This window comes from uncultured Polaribacter sp. (assembly GCF_947503855.1).
In the GTDB taxonomy this organism is placed as follows: domain Bacteria; phylum Bacteroidota; class Bacteroidia; order Flavobacteriales; family Flavobacteriaceae; genus Polaribacter.
This window is the reverse complement of sequence record NZ_CANNFF010000004.1, coordinates 16,962-36,585: the sequence shown is the minus strand read 5'-3', so window position 1 is coordinate 36,585 and position 19,624 is coordinate 16,962. Positions and strand designations below refer to the sequence as shown.

Here is a 19,624-nt window from a genome sequence, read left to right as displayed (position 1 = left end):
ATCATCTTACCCCAAAAAGACTGAAGTACTTTAAAATAAAGGTAAAACAAACATATTAACATGTAGATAGATTAATCTATAAAAGAACCTTACAGATTAAATAGCTAAATTCATTTTAGGTTAAAAAAGAATTGGCAATATGATCTAACAAAGTTGCTATTAAAAACTAATTTATAACAGTTTTCTTAAATTTTGACATTCTTGTTGTGGTATTAACCTAACTGTTTAGGCTATGTAACTTTCCGTATTAAATTAGGTTGTAACTTATTTGAAAAAAAAAATAGAACTACGAAACAGAACATGAACATAAAAAAAATACATTATTTCTCTGGGATTACGATTTCTATTTTTGTAGGACTGCACCTTATCAACCACTTATACAGCGTTTTTGGAGCAAAAGCCCATATTGAATTAATGAATAATTTTAGACTTGTTTATAGAAATATAATTATAGAAACTATATTGCTTATAGCAGTTGGAATTCAAATTATTTCAGGAATAAAACTATTCTTAAAAAAAAGGAAGAATGTATCTAACTTTTTTGAAAAATTACAAATTTGGACTGGAGTTTACCTTACTATCTTCTTACTAATTCATGTAAGTGCTGTATTATCTGGTAGGCTAATTTTAAATTTAGATACTAATTTTTATTTTGGTGTGTCTGGTTTAAATACATTTCCCCTAAACTTGTTTTTCATACCATATTATGGACTTGCAATAGTTTCATTTTTTGCACATATCTCTGCGGTTCACTCTAAAAAAATGCACCATAAAATACTTGGAATTAATCCAAATAAACAATCCTATATTATTCTGATTAGTGGTATACTCCTAACTTTAGTAATATTATACGGTCTCACAAACAGATTCAATGGAGTAGAAATACCAACCGAATATAAAATAATGACTGGAGAATGAATACTATAATTTACATATGTGGAATTTACTCCTTTCTTTTCGGAGTTTTTCATATTCTTTTTTGGAAATTTTTTAATTGGAAAACAGCATTACAAAAACTTACATTGCCCAATAGAGCAATAATGCAAATACTAAATTTACGATTGATATATTATTTCTTTTTTGTCGCTATTATTTGTTTTTCTTTCCCAACCGAATTACACACAACAGAATTAGGAAAAGTATTCTTAATCGGTAATTCGATATTTTGGCTTGGTAGAACAATTGAGCAATTTGTGTTTTTGCAAATAAACCATATAAAAATGCATATTTTGACATTCTTATTTGTCTTAGGAATAGCCTTATTTGCATTGCCTTTAATACTTTAAAAATAAAAATGAACGCTCAAAAAATTTATACTTAATTGCTAGCATTTTGCATTCTTACAAAAACCTTACTAGCTTTCTTGATGATTAATTATTGGCTAAGTTAAGTGCATAAAAAAATAATTTAACGATTCACAAGTACTATGCAAGTAATTTTAAGGAATGGAAAAATGAAATCAGAATTTAACCAACTGTACGAAAAGTGAACTTTGACTCCTAAAAAAAGAGAATTAATTTTTTTTTGATAAAAATTCTTACCAACATGCGTATATAACAGATAAAAAAAACCTTCAATAATGAAGGTTTTCTTATAATTAAAATCTTTTTTTATTACAAAATATAATCTGTACTAATAAAATTAGAAGCTTTTTTATCTAACAATTCTTGTAAAATGGCGTTGTTGTATTCTGTGTCTTTAGAAGCTACAAAGGTTCTAATTGAAAAAGAACGTAAAGCATCATGTACACTTAAAGTTGCAACAGCAGAATCTTTTCTACCTGTAAACGGATATACATCTGGTCCTCTTTGTGCTGCAGAATTTAAATTTACTCTACATACTAAATTTACCAAAGTATCAATTAAAGGCGCTAATGTTTTTACTTGGCTACCAAAAACACTTACTTGTTGCCCATAATTAGAAGCAGCCATATCATCTAATGGCTCTTGAATATTTTTAAAAGAAACAACAGGAATTACAGGTCCAAATTGCTCTTCATCAAAAACTCTAGATTCTTTAGAAACAGGATATAAAACTGCTGGAAAAATATAATTTTCAGTAGTTATGCCTCCTTTTTTATTAATGATTTCTGCTCCTTTTTCTGTAGCGTCGTCTATTAATTCTTGTATATAAGCTGGTTTACCTGGTTCTGGCAATGGCGTTAATTTTACATTGTCTTCCCAAGGATTTCCAAACTTTAATGCATCTACAGCTTTTGCAAAACGCTTGTTAAATTCGTCTACAATATGCTCGTGCACATACAATATTTTTAAAGCTGTACAACGTTGCCCATTAAAAGACGTTGCACCAGAAATACACTCGCTAATTGCCAAATCTAAATCTGCATCTGGTAATACAATGCCTGGGTTTTTGGCCTCTAAACCTAACACCAAACGCAATCTATTTTTCTGTGGATGATTGGCTTGAATTGCATTGGCAGATTTACTATTACCAATCAAAGCCAGTACATCTACCAAACCTGTTTTCATAATTGGTGTCGCTAAAACTCTACCTCTACCATAAATAATATTTACAACACCTGCAGGAAAACTACTTTGAAATGCTTCTAATAAAGGCGATAATAATAAAACTCCATGTTTTGCAGGTTTAAAAATGGTTGTATTCCCCATAATTAAAGCGGGAATTAACAATGCAAACGTTTCGTTTAAAGGGTAATTATAGGGTCCTAAACATAAAACTACCCCTAAAGGACCACGTCTAATATGTGCATGAACTCCGCTATTTTTTTCAAATTTTGCAGAATTTCTATCCATTTGTTTATAATCTTCAATAGTATCGTAAATATATTCTACAGTTCTATCAAATTCTTTTTCAGAATCTGGTAAAGATTTTCCAATTTCCCACATTAATAACTTTACAATCTCTTCACGCTTGGTTTTCATTTGAACCACAAACTTTTCCATAGCTGCAATTCTACCTTCTACTTTCATAGTTGGCCATAAGCCTTGCCCTCTATCATAGGCTTTAGAAGCTGCATTTAAAGCCTCTAAACCTTCTTCTGCTGTTAAACTTGGCACAGTACCTAATAAAGTGGGGTTGTATTCTTTGGTTGATGAAATAGTTGAGTAAACCTCAGCTTTTTCACCTTTCCATTCTTTTAACTCGCCACCCACTAAGTAGGTGTTTTGTTCTACTAATGATGTAATTTTATATTCGTTTGGTATTTCTTTAAAAGTATTCTTCATAAATTTCAATTTAATAATTGTCTAATACTTGATTGTTGTATGGTAAGTTTTTAGACGACACTTACTCTTCAAAATTAATTAAAAATAGTTTATCAACTATCCTTTAGTGTCTTAAATAACGAAAAACCTTTCGAGTTTTTATGCTTTTTTATTTAAAAAAATAGTTAGACAAACAACGAAAACAAATCTGGTTTGTCATTTAAATACTCGCTATAAAATTTTCTTTCTTTCATTCTTTTAATTAAAGGTTGTAATCTTTAGATGCTTTTAGTTCTAAACCAACCACTGCTGCACCATTTTATCTATTTATTTTGATTGCATGTTTTAGAAGTAAAAAAGAAACCTGTCAAATTTAACGATCTGACAGGTTTATAAATTTTAAAATCTTTATGTAATTATGCAGATTTTATCACTTTCATTGCTGTCATAGAAGCTCTTAATCTTTCTCCTACAATTTCTACAGGATGATTTCTAATAATCTTATTAATTTTAATTAATTCTTGATTGTCTACATCATTAGAATCTGAGAATTTTTTACCAATAACATTTGTTGATACGGTTTTCATAAAATCAGCTAATAACGGTTTACAAGCATGATCAAATAAATAACAACCATATTCTGCAGTATCAGAAATTACACGATTCATTTCGTATAACTTTTTACGTGCAATGGTGTTTGCAATTAATGGAGTTTCATGTAAAGACTCATAATATGCAGATGCGTCTATAATTCCAGATTCTGTCATTGCTTCAAAAGCTAATTCTACACCAGCTCTTACAAAAGCAACTAATAAAGTTCCGTGATCAAAATATTCTTGTTCAGTAATTTCTTCTGAAGTTATTGCTTGTTTTTCGAAAGCAGTTTCACCAGTTGCAGCTCTCCAAGTTAAAAGATTTTTATCATCATTTGCCCAATCTTCCATCATTGTTTTAGAAAAGTGACCCGTCATAATATCATCCATATGCTTTTGGAATAATGGACGCATAATGTCTTTTAATTCTTCTGAAAGTCTAAATGCTTCTACTTTTGCTGGGTTAGACAATCTATCCATCATGTTTGTAATTCCACCATGTTTTAAGGCTTCTGTTACAGTTTCCCAACCATATTGAATTAATTTAGCAGCATAACCAGCATCGATTCCTTCTGCTACCATTTTATCAAAAGATAAAATTGCACCTGTTTGTAACAAACCACATAAAATAGTTTGCTCTCCCATTAGGTCTGATTTTACCTCTGCAACAAAAGAAGACGCTAAAACACCTGCTCTATGACCTCCAGTTGCTACTGCATAGGCTTTTGCTTGTGCCCAACCTTTATTTTCTGGATCGTTTTCTGGGTGTACTGCAATTAATGTTGGCACTCCAAAACCTCGTTTATATTCTTCACGAACTTCAGAACCTGGACATTTTGGTGCTACCATAATTACTGTTAAATCCTCACGAATTTGCATTCCTTCTTCAACAATATTAAAACCATGAGAATATGATAATGTGGCTCCTTTTTTCATTAAAGGCATTACTGTTTTTACAACATTTGTGTGTTGTTTGTCTGGTGTTAAATTGATTACCAAATCTGCTGATGGCAACAACTCTTCATAAGTACCTACTGCAAAATCATTAGAAGTTGCGTTTACGTAAGATTCTCTTTTTTGGTCGATAGCAGCTTGTCTTAACGTATAAGAAATATCTAAACCAGAATCTCTCATATTTAAACCTTGGTTTAAGCCTTGTGCTCCACAGCCCACAATAACAATTTTCTTTCCTTTTAATGCGCTTACACCGTCTTCAAACTCTGAAGCGTCCATAAAACGACATTTTCCTAATTGTTCTAATTTTTCTCTTAATGTTAATGTGTTAAAATAATTTGACATTTTTTTTAATTTAGTTGTTGTATGTTTTTAACAATGTTGATATTTTCATTTCGTCTTTAGATACTGCAATTAAACCAGAACGTGTGTATTGCATAATACCATAAGGACTTAATTGATTGTAAAGCGCTATAATTTCTTCTTTTTTGCCAGATTTTTCTAGCACAAAAAATTCTTTATTTACAGTTACAATTCTTGCATTACTTTCTTTTATAATGTTTTGTATTTGGCGTTCTTCAAACAATAATTCTGATTTGATTTTAAACAAACCTGCAATTTGATAAATAATTTCATCAAGATTGTGATAGTAAGCTTTAATTACCTCTACTTGTTTTTCTATTTGGCCAATAATCTTTTTAATATTTACCTCATCCATATTTACAACAATGGTAAATTTAGAAACACCTTCTATTTCTGATGGAGAAGTATTTAAACTTTCTATATTTATATGTCTTCTTTGAAATATTGCTGAAATTCTATTCAACAAACCAATATTATTTTCTGTATAAACTGATATTGTATACAATTGTTTATCTGTACTCATATGCTAATTTTAACTTGTCAGGTCGAGCGCAGTCGAAACCTTAATAAACCTCTCGACTGCGCTCGAGGAGACATTTTATCAACTTAAAAAAATCTACTCTAAACGAATATCTGAAACACTAGCTCCAGAAGGCACCATTGGAAATACGTTGTCTTCTTTTTCTACACATACTTCTAAAAAATAAGCTTCTTTACTTGCAATCATTTCTGCAACTGCTTCTTTTAAGTCTTCTCTTTTTACCACCTTTCTTGCATTTAAATAATATCCTTTTGCAATGGCAACAAAGTCTGGGTTTGTCATTTCTGTAGAAGCATATCGCTTGTCGAAAAACAACTGTTGCCATTGACGAACCATTCCTAAAAATTCGTTGTTTAAAACAACTACTTTTACAGCTGCTTTTTGCTGAAAAATGGTTCCTAATTCTTGTATTGTCATTTGATAACCACCATCACCAGAAATAGAAATAACTTCGCGTTCTGGAGCTGCCATTTTTGCACCAATTGCTGCTGGCAAACCAAAACCCATAGTTCCTAAACCTCCAGAAGTAATGTTACTTTTAGACTTGTTAAAATCAGCATATCTACAAGCAATCATTTGGTGTTGACCAACATCTGTTACGATAGCTGCTTCGCCTTTTGTTTGAATATTAATTTCTTTTACAACTTCACCCATCGTTAACCCTTCTTTAGTGGGGTGGATATCGTTTTTAATTACTTTTTCATATTCAATTTTATATAAATCTTTAAATTTTTGATGCCATTCTTTATGAGAATTTTGATTAATTAGTGGTAAAATACCTTCTAAACTAGCTTTTGCATCACCTAAAACAGCAACATCCGATTTTACGTTTTTATCTATCTCTGCGGGATCAATTTCAAAATGAATTACTTTAGCTTGTTTGGCATATTTGCTTAAATCGCCAGTAACTCTATCATCAAAACGCATTCCGATTGCAATTAAAACATCGCATTCATTGGTTAAAACATTGGGTGCATAATTACCATGCATACCAAGCATACCTACATTTAATGGATGCGAAGTTGGTATAGCTGAGGCTCCTAAAATAGTCCATGCTGCAGGTATACCTGCTTTTTCTATAAAAGCTTTAAATTGCTCTTCAGCTTCGCTTAAAATAACACCTTGACCCCAAATAATAAAAGGTCTTTTTGCTTCGTTTATTAATTTTGCAGCTGCTTCTAAACTACTATCTTCTGTTTTTGGTACTGGGTTATAGCTTCTAATTTTTGTACATTTTTCGTACGAAAAATCAAAAGTATCTAATTGTGCATCTTTTGTAATATCTATTAAAACAGGACCTGGCCTTCCACTTTTTGCAATGTAAAATGCTTTGGCTAAAACTGCAGGAATATCTTCTGCTCTGGTTACTTGGCAATTCCATTTTGTAACAGGTGTAGAAATACCTACAATGTCTGTTTCTTGAAAAGCATCACTACCTAACAAATGAGAAAATACTTGCCCAGTAATACACACCATTGGTGTAGAGTCTATTTGTGCGTCTGCAATACCCGTAATTAAATTGGTTGCTCCTGGACCAGAAGTAGCTATTGCAACCCCAACTTCACCAGAAATTCTTGCAAAACCTTGTGCAGCATGTGTTGCCCCTTGCTCATGACGTGTTAATACATGATGAATTTTATCTTGATATTTATACAACTCATCATACAAAGGCATAATTGCACCTCCAGGATAACCGTAAATTACTTTTATTTTTTCCTCTATTAAACATCTAACAATGGCCTCGCTACCAGAAATACGCTCGGTAGTTTTGGTGGTTTGCTGTTGTTTATTTATGGTTTGTGTTTCCATATTTTTTTCTTTTTGGATTAAAGAATAAAAAGAAAAGAATTAAGACTTTCTAGTATATTATCATCTTTCTTCTTTTTTCTATACTCTCTTTTCTATATTTTTTTATAAATCGGTAACACAGCCTTTAGATGCAGATGCTACTGATTTTGCATATTTGTATAAGATTCCTTTTTTGTGTTTTAACGGTGGTGCCACCCATTTTGCTCTTCTTTCTTCCAGTTCTTCTTCAGAAATTAAAACGTTTATCGAGTTATCTTCTGCACTAATTCTAATTTTATCTCCAGTTTCTATCAAGCCAATTGCACCACCAGATTGTGCTTCTGGTGTAATATGTCCGACCACAAAACCGTGTGTTCCTCCAGAAAAACGTCCATCAGTAATTAATGCTACAGATTTACCTAAACCTGCTCCCATAATTAACGATGTTGGTTTTAACATTTCTGGCATTCCTGGTCCTCCTTTAGGTCCAACATACCTAATGACGACGACATCGCCTTTTTCTACTTCTCCATTAGAAATTCCTTTATTTGCTGCTTGTTCACCATCATAAACCACAGCTTTTCCTTCAAATAACAAACCTTCGTTTCCAGAAATTTTTGCCACAGCACCTTCTGTTGCTAAGTTTCCATAAATTATTTGAATATTACCAGATGATTTTAATGCTTTATCTTTTGGATAAATTACATCTTGATCTTCAAATTCCATAGCTTCTACATCTGCTAAATTTTCTGCCAATGTTTTACCAGTTACTGTTAAACAATCGCCATGTAAATAACCATTGTCTAATAAATATTTCATTATTGCTGGTGTACCCCCAACTCCATGTACATCTTCCATTAAATATTTTCCAGAGGGTTTTAAATCTGCAATTAATGGTGTTCTATCACTTACTCTTTGAAAATCTTCTAGAGTAAAATCGATATCTGCTGCATGTGCAATAGCTAAAAAGTGCAACACTGCATTGGTAGAACCTCCTAAAGCATTTACCAAAGCAACTGCATTTTCTAAAGATTTTTTAGAAATAATATCTAAAGGTTTTAAGTCTAATTCTAATAAGTTTTTAATTGCCAAAGCTGTGCGTTCTGCTTCAGACAATTTGTTGGGATTTTCTGCAGGAATTGATGAATTGTAAGGCAATGCAAACCCCATGCATTCTATAGCAGAAGCCATTGTATTTGCAGTGTACATACCACCACAAGCACCTGCACCAGGTATGGCTCTTTTAATAATTTCTTTGTATTCTTCTTCTTCTATTTCACCAGCTACTTTTTGTCCTAAAGCCTCAAAAGCAGAAACAATATTTAATTTTCTTCCCTTATAATTTCCAGAAGCAATGGTACCTCCATACATCATTATTGATGGTCTGTTTAAACGCAACATAGAAATTACGGCTCCTGGCATATTTTTATCACAACCTACAATTGCAACCAATGCATCATAACTTTGTGCATTCATTACGGTTTCTATAGAATCTGCTATAATATCTCTAGAAACTAGAGAGTAATTCATCCCTGAAGTTCCCATAGAAATTCCATCGGAAACCCCAATGGTATTGAAACCTAAACCAACCATATCAGCAATATTACACTCCACTTTAACTTCGTCTTTTAAACGATTTAAATGCATATTACATGGGTTACCATCGTAACCAGTACTTGCAATACCAACTTGGGCTTTGCTCATATCTTCATCAGTTAAACCTACTGCATACAGCATTGCTTGCGAAGCTGGCTGAGATTGGTCTTGTGTTAATCTTTTGCTATGTTTGTTTAATTCCATTTATTAAAATCTTCTAATTGTTGACTAAATTACTATGTTTTACTGTTTTTATTAAATTAATTGTATTTATAACTTTTAATTTCAGATGTTAAAAAAAACGTTTATAACCCTGTTTTTCAATACTTTAACCCAATTAGCAAATGATGTTCAATTAGCAAATTATTTACATAAAAAAACCTTCCATTTTATAGGAAGGTTTGTTTATAAAATATACAAATATCGCTTCCTTATCATGTCGCAATAATTACGATGACAGTGACACTAAAAATAATATTTACTATTTGATTTTTCACTTTTCAAATATTTAAAATTTTTTATCCAAATAAAATTGATTTTTTTTAAATAATTGTACTTTGCCCTGCATGAATATTCATAAAATTAAGACTACTATCTTCTTGATTTAGAATGTAATCTGAAATAAAATCACCTACTTTAGAAGTCGATGCAGAATATTTATTTTTCCCTTTAATATCTTCTGTTGTTATATTTAAATCTAAAGATTTTTCTACAGCTCTTTCTACAGCGTCTGCTTCTTCGTGCAAACCTAAATGTTCTAGTAACATAGCTGCTGATAAAATAGAGGCTAATGGGTTTGCAATATCTTTACCTACCGCAGCTGGAAAAGTACCATGAACTGGTGCAAATAAGGAGTTTTTATCACCAATTGATGAAGATGCCAACACCCCAATTGAACCAGAGATTACACTGGCTTCATCAGAAAACAAATCTCCAAACAAGTTATCTGTTAAGATCACATCAAACTTTTTAGGGTTCAAAATTAGTTTCATTGCTGCATTATCTGCATACAAATATTCTAGGGTTACACCTTTATACTCTTTACTAATTTTTGTGACAGTTTTACGCCATAACTTTGATGTTTCTAATACATTAGACTTATCAATTAACGTTAGTTTTCTTTTTCTATCTTGAGCGGCTTTAAAAGCTAAATGTGTAATTCTTGCAATTTCATCTTCTGAATAGGTGCAAATATCATAGGCCTTTTTACCATCTTTGCTAGATTGTTTGTCTCCAAAATAAATACCCGATGTTAACTCTCTATAAATAACAAGATCTGTTCCTTTAATAATTTCTCTTCTTAAAGGAGAGTTTTTAATTAATTGATCAAAGGCTTTCACAGGGTTTACATTACAAAAAAGATCTAATTCTTTTCTTAATTGTAATAAACCTTGTTCTGGTCTTATTTTTAATGATGGATCTTTATCAAACTTAGGATCTCCAATAGCACCATAAAGAATAGCATCTGCTTTTTTACAAATTTCTATTGTTTTTTTTGGCAATGGATTGCCTGATGTTTCTATTGCACAAGCTCCTATTTCTGCTTCTTTGTATAAAAAAATATGATCATACGCTTCTGCAACTGCATCTAATGCTTTTTTAGCTTGATTGGTAACCTCTGGCCCAATACCGTCTCCAGGAAGTACAGCTATTGTATATTTCATTCTCTATTTTCTTATGGATTTGTCTTTATCTAAGGCAGCTGAAAAAATTAATATTGTGATGTATTAAAAGCAACAACTACCTTAGAAGACAAAGTATTTTTACAAAAATTAAACAATAGCTATTTTAGAAACCTTGTTTACTTTTGTCATAATTTGATGAATATCATCATCTTTAATTTCTTTTTGTTGATCTGCTGCTTCTAAAAAAGATGCATAAGCAGTGTCTAACTGTACTTTAGTTAACTCATAGCCAATTTTTTTTGCTCTGTAAGCCAAAGCGGCTCTACCACTTCTTGCGGTTAAAACGATAGCGCTTTCTGTAACACCTACGTCTTCTGGATCCATAATTTCGTAGGTTTCTCTATTTTTTATAACACCATCTTGATGAATTCCAGAGCTATGAGCAAACGCGTTTGCGCCTACAATTGCTTTATTAGGTTGTACAGGCATTCCCATACTTTCTCTTACCATTATACTTGTGTCGTACAAAAGTTTGGTATTAACAGAGGTTTCTAAATTTAAATAAGGATGTTGTTTTAACACCATTACTACTTCTTCTAGGGCCGTATTTCCGGCACGTTCTCCAATACCATTTATAGTACATTCTATTTGACGAGCACCATTTATAACTCCCGAAATTGAATTGGCAGTTGCCATTCCTAAATCGTTATGACAGTGACATGAAAGAATTACATTTTCAATACCTTTTACATTTTCTCGTAAATATTTCATTTTTGCACCATATTCTTCTGGTAAACAATAACCCGTTGTATCTGGAATATTTAATACAGTAGCACCTGCTTTAATAACTGCTTCGCAAACTTTTGCTAAAAAATCATTATCTGTTCTACCTGCATCTTCTGCATAAAATTCTACATCTTCTACAAAAGATTTTGCATAAGAAACTGCTTTTACAGCACGCTCTATAACTTTATCTCTAGTAGAGTTAAATTTGAATTGTATATGAGAATCACTTGTACCAATACCTGTATGTATTCTTGGGTATTTTGCAAATTTTAAAGCTTCAGCAGCTACTTTGATATCGTTTTCTACAGCTCTTGTTAAACCACAAACAGTAGCATTTTTAACAATTTTTGCTATTTCAGAAACCGAAGTAAAATCTCCAGGACTAGAAACAGGAAAACCAGCTTCAATTACATTTACTCCTAATAAATCTAATCTTTCTGCAATCACTAATTTTTGCTTTGTATCTAATTTACATCCTGGAACTTGTTCACCATCTCTTAATGTAGTGTCAAATATTTGTACTTGATTGTCTTGCATAATTTTTCTAAAGATTGTCTTTATTATAAATCAAATATATATCTTGCATTCTAAATTTTTTATCAATTTTGCTATCAACAACGATTTCTAACCGAAATAAACAACATTTAATAAATTGAATATTAGTTAGTTATGAGTAAAGTATCTACATCCGCCAATCAACAAAATGATGCTCTTTTTGTACTTATTAAATCTTTAACTAAGTCCGAAAAAAGACAATTTAACCTCTATGTAGGTAGGTTAGGTGGTAATATTGATGCTAAGTTTTTTTCACTTTTTAAATTTTTAGAAAAATTAAAAGTTTACAACGAAAAAGTAATTACTGGAAGTGGTATTGTTTCTAAACAACAACTCTCAAATCTAAAAGCACATTTATACAAACAAATATTAATTAGTTTACGGTTAAATCCTGCACATAAAAACGTTCGTATTCAAATTAGAGAACAACTAGATTTTGCTACAGTTTTATATCAAAAAGGGCTGTACAAACAAAGTTTAAAATTGTTAGAAAAAGCTAAAAATATGGCTTTAGATAACGAAGAAAAAAACATTGCCTACGAAATTGTAGAATTAGAAAAAGTAATTGAAACGCAATATATTACAAGAAGTATTAGCAACAGAGCAAACCAACTTTCTATACAAGCAAAAGAGTTGAGCCAGCACAATGTAATTGCTAGTAAACTCTCTAACTTATCTTTACAATTATACAGCCATTTATTACAAAATGGATATGTTAAAAATGAAGAAGAGTTAACTTTTGTAAACGAATATTTTAGTAATAGAATGCCAAAATACAAGTATAATTCTTTAGGCTTTAGAGAAAAATTATGGTTGTACAAAGCCCATTTATGGCATAGTTTTTTAATTCAAGATTTTTTACTTAGTTACAAATACGCACGCAAATGTGTAGATTTATTTGACAACAATAAGTTGGTAAATTTACACCCCGTTTTTTATTTAAAATCTAAAAACTATTTATTAGAAGCATCTTTTTTAGTTAAAAACAACTCTATTTTTAAAAATGAATTGATAAAATTTGAAACTGAAATTGATGAAAAACAAATTCCTTTAAATACCAATACAGAACTACTAATTTTTATGTATTTGTACTCAAATAAATTACACTTACATTTTTTAGAAGGTACTTTTGAAAAAGGAGAATATTTGGTAGATATTATTAATACTAAAATTGAAAAATATAAAAATAGATTAGACAATCATTACATTGTTTTACTTTATTACAAAATAGCTTGTTTGTATTTTGGGATGGGCAAAAACAAGTTATGTATCGACTATTTGCAAAAAATAATTAGATCTAAACACTTAGGTTCTGCAGAAGATTTACAATGTTTTGCAAGAATTTTAAATTTAATAGCACATTACGAATGTGGTTTAGACTACGACTTAGAAAGACAATTTGTAGATACTTACAAATTTTTACTTAAGATGGAAAACTTACAGGAAGTACAAAAAGTTTTCTTAGAATCTATCAGAGATTTAAGTGATGTTTTTCCTCATGAAATTAAAAACGAATTCAAGAAGATACACACCAAATTAAAGAAGTTCGAAAATCATCCTTATGAAAAACGTGCTTTCTTATATTTAGATATTTTGTCTTGGCTAGAAAGTAAAATTCAAAATAAACCCATAGCAACAATTATTAAAGAAAAATCGAAACTACATAGTAAATAATCGTAATTTTTTAATTTATAAATCTATTTTTTATAGATATCATATTAATTAAGTAAATACTAAAAAAAATCTTTAATTAGTAAGTGCTTTTTAAATTTTAATAATACTTTTGCTTTGTGAGTATTTCAAATTTAAACATAAAAACCTTCAAAACTATATCTATAGTGGGTATTTCTATGGGAAATATTACGCGCACTTCTACAACAACTACCCTTTAGGGGTTATTCATTATTATATAAACACAGGATAAAATTTTTCGAGGTCATCGAAAATAAAAAATCATAAAACTAATTTTCATTAAGAACTAAAAAATGAAAGTATTAAAATTCGGCGGTTCATCTGTCGCAAATTCAGAAAACATACAAAAAGTAATTGCCATTGTTGCAAATGCCTCTAAAAAAGAAAAAATTGCAGTAGTCGTTTCTGCTTTTGGCAAAACCACAAATAATCTTTTAGCAGGTGCAAATCTTGCGCTAGAAGATATTAAAGTTGCAAAAGAAACCCTAGAAAATATCAAAACACTGCACTATAAAGTCATAGATGATTTAATCCTCAAAAACAAAAAAGAAGTTACTTTAGAAGTTTCTTCTTTATTTGAAAGATTAACATCTATTTATGAAGGTATTTTTTTGTTACAAGAATTATCTAACAAAACATTGGCAAAAGTTTCTAGTTTTGGCGAAAGATTATCTTCTTACATTATTGCGAATGCAACTAGCGAAAATTTAAATGCAATCCATAAAGAAAGTAGAGATTTAATACTTACCAATAACGATTACTTAAACGCACAGGTAAATTTTAAAATTACCAATCAAAATATTGCTTCTTTCTTTAAAGAAAATAAGGCTCAAATTACTGTTTTAGGCGGATTTATTTCTTCTAATTTAGAAAACGAAACTACTACGTTGGGTAGAGGAGGCTCTGATTTTACAGCTGCTATTTATGCTGCTGCTTTAGGTGCTAACGAATTACAAATTTGGACAGATGTTGCAGGTATGTTTACTGCAAACCCAAGAGTTGTAAAACAAGCTTATGCAATTTCAGAAATTTCTTATGAAGAAGCTATGGAATTATCGCACTTTGGTGCAAAAGTTTTGTATCCGCCAACAATACAACCTGCTTTAAGAAAGCAAATCCCAATAAGAATTAAAAATACTTTTGAACCAGAAAACACAGGTACTTTAATAACTAAAAAACCTAAAAACGGCAATGAAGTAAAAGGGATTTCTCACATAGAAGACATCAGTTTAATTACTTTAGAAGGCGGTGGTATGATAGGAATTCCAGGTTTTTCTAAACGTTTATTTGAAACACTTTCGTTAGCAAAAATAAATGTGGTTTTTATTACACAAGCCTCTTCAGAACATTCTATTTGTGTAGGTGTTTATGAAAATGATGCCAAAAAAGCACAAGAACTTTTAGATGAAACCTTTAGCATAGAAATCAACAGAAAAAAAATAAAACCCATTATTGTAGAAAATGATTTGGCAATTATTGCTGTTGTTGGAGAAAGTATGAAAAACTTTCAAGGTTTAAGTGGCCAAATGTTTAGCGCTTTAGGTAAAAACAATGTTAATGTAAGAGCCATAGCACAAGGCTCTTCAGAAAAAAACATTTCTGCAGTTATTAACAAATACGATGCTAAAAAAGCTCTAAACACTTTACATGAGCAATTTTTTGAAGAAAAAACAAAACAATTAAACTTATTTGTTACAGGTGTTGGTAATGTTGGCGAACGATTTTTAGCTCAAATTCATCAACAAAAAAAGTTTTTAAAAGAAAACTTAAAATTAAAAATTAGAGTTATTGGTATTTCAAACTCTAGAAAAATGGTTTTTGATAACTCTGGAATCGATCTAGAAAACTGGAAAGAAGCTCTAGAAAATGGCGAACCAACTAGTTTAGAAAATTTTCACAAAAAAGTAAAAGCATCTAATCATAGAAACAGTGTTTTTATAGACAATACAGCAAATCAATCTGTTTCTGAAGTCTATGAAAAATATTTAAGAGATAGTATTTCTGTAGTAACTTGTAATAAAATTGCTTGTGCTTCTAACTTCGAAAACTATAAAACTTTAAAAGAGGTTTCTAGAAAATACAATGCAGATTTCTTGTTTGAAACAAATGTAGGTGCAGGTTTACCAATTATAGATACTTTAAAAAACTTGGTAAATTCTGGAGACAGAATTCATAAAATTCAGGCTGTATTGTCAGGAAGTTTAAATTTTGTATTTAATAACTTTAATCAAAAAACTACTTTTCATGATGTGGTTGCACAAGCTCAAAAAGAAGGGTTTACAGAACCAGATCCTAAAATTGATTTAAGTGGAGTTGATGTTGCTAGAAAAATCTTAATTTTAGCAAGAGAAAGTGGTTATCAACTAGAATTAGAGCACATTGCAAACAATGCCTTTTTACCAAAAGAAAGTTTAGAAACTACAAATAATGATGATTTTTATACTTCTCTAACTAAAAATGAAAGTCATTTTCAGGAAATTTTTAAAGCTGCAAATGATAAAGATTGTCGTTTAAAATATGTAGCTGAATTTAACGATGGTAAAGCCAACGTTGGTTTGCAACACATACCGTCTAATCATCCTTTTTACAATTTAGAAGGTAGTGATAATATTGTGCTGTTTTTTACAGATAGATATCCAGAAAATCCTTTAATTATTAAAGGTGCGGGTGCAGGTGCAGATGTAACTGCTTCTGGTATTTTTGCAGATGTAATTAGAATCGCAAACAAATAGTTATGGGTTGATCGATTTTGGTTTATGGTTCTCTTTTGAATAATTAACCAAAATCTAATAACCACAAACCAAAATAAATGGATTATTTAAAAATATTTTCTCCAGCAACTGTTGCCAATGTTTCTTGTGGTTTCGATTCTATGGGTTTTGCTGTAGATGACATTGGTGATGAAATGACATTTACCAAAACCAAAGAAAAGGGTGTTAAAATAACAAATATTACAGGTGCAGATTTAACCTATAATGTTGATAAAAATGCTGCAAGTGCTGTGGTTAAAAAAATGCTGTTAGAAGCAAATGCCAATTTCGGAATCGAATTAACCATCCACAAAGGGTTTTCTCCAGGAAGTGGTTTAGGTAGCTCTGCTGCAAGTGCTGCGGGTGCTGCTTTTGGTGCAAACCAATTATTAGGCAATAAATATTCTGAATTAGAACTTACAAAATTTGCCATTTTTGGCGAAGAAGTAGCTTGTGGTTCTGCAATTGCAGATAATGTTGCTGCTGCCATTTATGGTGGCTTTGTTTTGGTAAGAAGTTACCAACCTCTAGAAATTGTAAAATTACCAGTACCAACAGCATTAAGAGTTGTGGCAATTCACCCACAAATAGAAGTAAAAACCAAAGACGCTAGAGAGGTGTTGCCGAAAGAAATTCCTTTAAAAAACGCCATTACACAATGGGCAAATGTAGGTGGTTTGGTTAGTGGTTTATTTACAAATGATTACACATTAATTAGCAATTCTTTGGTAGACTTGGTTGCTGAACCCGCCAGAAAAAACTTAATTCCTCATTTTGATAATGTAAAAAATAGCGCTCTAAATGCAGGTGCTTTAGGAGCAGGGATTAGTGGTTCTGGACCCACAATTTTCGCCCTTTGTAAAGGTGATGAAATTGCTCAAAAAGTATATAAAAACATTAACGAAACCTATCAAAAAACAGGTATTAATTTTGAGTTATTTATCTCGAAAGTAAATCCTGAGGGAATAAAAATAATTTAAAAGCAATAAGCTTTTGGCTATATGCTTTAAGCTATTCGTAAACACTGCCTATTGCATAAAGCTTAAGGCACAAAGCAAAAAAATAATGAACTACTACAGTTTACACCATAAATCGCCAAAAACAACATTTAAAAATGCAGTTGTGCAAGGTTTGGCAAAAGATAGAGGAATTTATTTTCCAGATAACATTACACCTCTTTCAAAAGATTTTATTGAAAATATCGAAAACTATTCCAATCACGAAATTGCATTTGAAGTAATTAAACAATTTGTAGGTGATGAAATTCCAACAGAAACCTTAAAAGAAATTATTGAAGCTACTGTTTCTTTCGATTTCCCATTGGTAAATACAGATGATCATATTGCGTCTTTAGAATTGTTTCATGGGCCAACCATGGCTTTTAAAGATGTTGGTGCTAAGTTTATGGCAAAATGCTTAGAGTATTTTAACAAAGATAATAACGATGAAGTTACGGTTTTAGTAGCCACTTCTGGAGATACTGGAGGTGCAGTTGCCAATGGCTTTTTGGGTGCAAAAGGCGTAAATGTGGTTATTTTATATCCTTCAGGAAAAGTTAGTGACATTCAAGAAAAACAATTAACCACTTTAGGACAAAATATTACAGCTTTAGAAGTAGAGGGTGTTTTTGATGATTGCCAAGAAATGGTGAAAACCGCTTTTTTAGACGAAGAAATTGCACGCACATTAACCTCTGCAAACTCTATTAATGTAGCACGTTGGTTACCACAAATGTTCTATTTTTTCTTTGCTTACAAGCAATTAAAATCAAAGAATAAAGAACTGGTTTTTTCTGTACCAAGTGGAAATTTTGGAAATATTTGTGCGGGAATTATGGCTCAAAAATTAGGCTTACCTGTCAAACATTTTATAGCTGCTACCAATGTAAATGATACAGTTCCTAATTATTTAGTAAATGGTACATACAACCCAAAACCATCTAAAGCTACTATTTCTAATGCCATGGATGTTGGAAACCCAAGTAACTTTATTAGAATTCAAGAATTGTACAACAACGATTTTGAAACTTTAAAAAAGCATTTTTCTTCTTTTAGTTTTACAGATGATGCAACTCGTAAAAAGATGAAAGATATTTATGCGAGATCTGGTTATGTTGCTGATCCTCACGGCGCTGTTGGTTATTTAGGTTTAGAAAAATATGGTTTACAAGAAAACGAATTTGGGGTGTTTTTAGAAACTGCTCATCCTGTTAAATTTTTAGATGTTGTAGAAGAAACATTGCCTGTAAAAGTGGAAATCCCTGCACAAATACAGAAAGTAATAAATAATAAAAAAGTAGCCATTAAAGCCAAATCTTATGAAGATTTAAAAGCTTTTTTAATGAAGTAATTATTTTAGACCTCACAGGTTTTAAAAACCTGTAAGCTCTAAAAAGCGTTATTAAATAGAATTTAATAATTTTAAAAAAGCTAAGTATTAGCAAACAAGTTTAGCCCTGATTGAACGGTTTGTTTGAGCTCTTTTGAGGCACTAAAAAAGCGAGTAGTGAAAGCAGGAAATAGCTGCAAAAAATATTTTTTTCTATACCTCAAAAATACCATCGTTGGTAAATGCAAAATTTTTACATTTCTGTAAACTTTGTCGGGTATTTAAACCTGTAAACAAACTAAATGCAGGTAAAATTAATTGGTTTTCGGTTACTTGAAAACATGGTAATTTTATGCGCTGTTTACCTCTACCTTTGATAAAAACTCCTGGGTGAATATGCCCTGAAATGATAAAAGAATTGGTTGGTTTTTCTACAGCATCATGCACAAGTTTTAGGGAATTTATGGTGAGTTCTGTTTTAAAAACTTCCATATTAAATTGTTGGTAGATAGCATTGCTTAATCGATCGTGATTGCCTTTTATCAAACGAATTTTTATATACGGAAACTGAATGAGCCACGCTTTAAATTCATCTAAATCTTTGTTGTATGCTGCATGAAATAAATCGCCAACAATAATTAAATTTTCTGCTTTAAAATGAAGAATTAACTGTTTTAAACGTTCTAAATCTGTAGTTAAAACATTTTTTGGAATGGGAATTCCGCTTTTTTGAAAATGTGCAGCTTTACCAATATGCAAATCGCTTAAAATTAAACTTTTTTGTGCTTCCCAAAAAATAACACGTTGATTTGTAATCTCTAAAACAGCATCTTTACGGGTGATTTTTTTAGAAACTATATGCATTTTA

13 protein-coding genes are annotated in these 19,624 nt (G+C 30.9%); 5 read left to right on the top strand and 8 right to left on the bottom strand.

The window, feature by feature from the left end; all coding sequences use genetic code 11:
* Nucleotides 1–300: 300 nt before the first annotated feature.
* The gene (locus Q0662_RS04340) at nt 301–918 is read left to right on the top strand and encodes a hypothetical protein (RefSeq protein ID WP_298947514.1); all 618 of its coding nucleotides are present in this window, start codon (nt 301–303) and stop codon (nt 916–918) included.
* Between the two features lie 695 nt (nt 919–1,613).
* Here the strand turns inward: Q0662_RS04340 and Q0662_RS04335 are convergent.
* From Q0662_RS04335 to Q0662_RS04305, 7 genes are all read right to left on the bottom strand, one after another.
* Nucleotides 1,614–3,206 (bottom strand): NADP-dependent glyceraldehyde-3-phosphate dehydrogenase, encoded by a 1,593-nt coding sequence (locus Q0662_RS04335; protein ID WP_298947513.1) that lies wholly within the window; start codon nt 3,204–3,206, stop codon nt 1,614–1,616.
* Between the two features lie 395 nt (nt 3,207–3,601).
* Nucleotides 3,602–5,077, bottom strand: a complete 1,476-nt coding sequence (ilvC, locus tag Q0662_RS04330) for a ketol-acid reductoisomerase (RefSeq protein ID WP_298947511.1) — start codon at nt 5,075–5,077, stop codon at nt 3,602–3,604.
* A gap of 10 nt (nt 5,078–5,087) precedes the next feature.
* Nucleotides 5,088–5,618 (bottom strand): acetolactate synthase small subunit, encoded by a 531-nt coding sequence (gene ilvN, locus Q0662_RS04325; RefSeq protein ID WP_298947509.1) that lies wholly within the window; start codon nt 5,616–5,618, stop codon nt 5,088–5,090.
* 93 nt (nt 5,619–5,711) lie between these two features.
* Nucleotides 5,712–7,445, bottom strand: a complete 1,734-nt coding sequence (ilvB, locus tag Q0662_RS04320; RefSeq protein ID WP_298947506.1) for a biosynthetic-type acetolactate synthase large subunit — start codon at nt 7,443–7,445, stop codon at nt 5,712–5,714.
* A gap of 102 nt (nt 7,446–7,547) precedes the next feature.
* Nucleotides 7,548–9,224: a dihydroxy-acid dehydratase gene (gene ilvD / locus Q0662_RS04315; protein WP_298947503.1), complete on the bottom strand. Its 1,677-nt coding sequence runs from the start codon at nt 9,222–9,224 to the stop codon at nt 7,548–7,550.
* A 338-nt stretch (nt 9,225–9,562) separates the two neighbouring features.
* A complete protein-coding gene (gene leuB, locus Q0662_RS04310) occupies nt 9,563–10,684 on the bottom strand; it encodes a 3-isopropylmalate dehydrogenase (RefSeq protein WP_298947501.1) in 1,122 nt (373 codons plus the stop codon).
* Nucleotides 10,685–10,792: 108 nt separating this feature from the next.
* The gene (locus Q0662_RS04305) at nt 10,793–11,968 is read right to left on the bottom strand and encodes a 2-isopropylmalate synthase (protein WP_298947499.1); all 1,176 of its coding nucleotides are present in this window, start codon (nt 11,966–11,968) and stop codon (nt 10,793–10,795) included.
* Between the two features lie 132 nt (nt 11,969–12,100).
* Between Q0662_RS04305 and Q0662_RS04300 the strand changes: the two genes are divergently transcribed.
* The 4 genes from Q0662_RS04300 (at nt 12,101) to thrC (ending at nt 18,777) form a co-directional block, all read left to right on the top strand.
* Entirely contained in the window at nt 12,101–13,660 is a 1,560-nt protein-coding gene (locus Q0662_RS04300; protein ID WP_298947497.1) for a hypothetical protein, read from the top strand.
* Between the two features lie 311 nt (nt 13,661–13,971).
* On the top strand, nt 13,972–16,410 hold the full coding sequence (thrA, locus tag Q0662_RS04295) for a bifunctional aspartate kinase/homoserine dehydrogenase I (protein ID WP_298947495.1): 2,439 nt from the start codon (nt 13,972–13,974) through the stop codon (nt 16,408–16,410).
* A 77-nt stretch (nt 16,411–16,487) separates the two neighbouring features.
* The gene (locus Q0662_RS04290) at nt 16,488–17,408 is read left to right on the top strand and encodes a homoserine kinase (protein ID WP_298947493.1); all 921 of its coding nucleotides are present in this window, start codon (nt 16,488–16,490) and stop codon (nt 17,406–17,408) included.
* 85 nt (nt 17,409–17,493) lie between these two features.
* Nucleotides 17,494–18,777 carry a threonine synthase gene (thrC, locus tag Q0662_RS04285; RefSeq protein ID WP_298947491.1) on the top strand — a complete coding sequence of 428 codons (1,284 nt, stop codon included), beginning with the start codon at nt 17,494–17,496 and terminating at the stop codon, nt 18,775–18,777.
* A 192-nt stretch (nt 18,778–18,969) separates the two neighbouring features.
* On the opposite strand, the gene pdeM is transcribed toward thrC, so the two are convergent.
* The gene (gene pdeM, locus Q0662_RS04280) at nt 18,970–19,620 is read right to left on the bottom strand and encodes a ligase-associated DNA damage response endonuclease PdeM (protein WP_298947489.1); all 651 of its coding nucleotides are present in this window, start codon (nt 19,618–19,620) and stop codon (nt 18,970–18,972) included.
* Between the last annotated feature and the right edge of the window lie 4 nt (nt 19,621–19,624).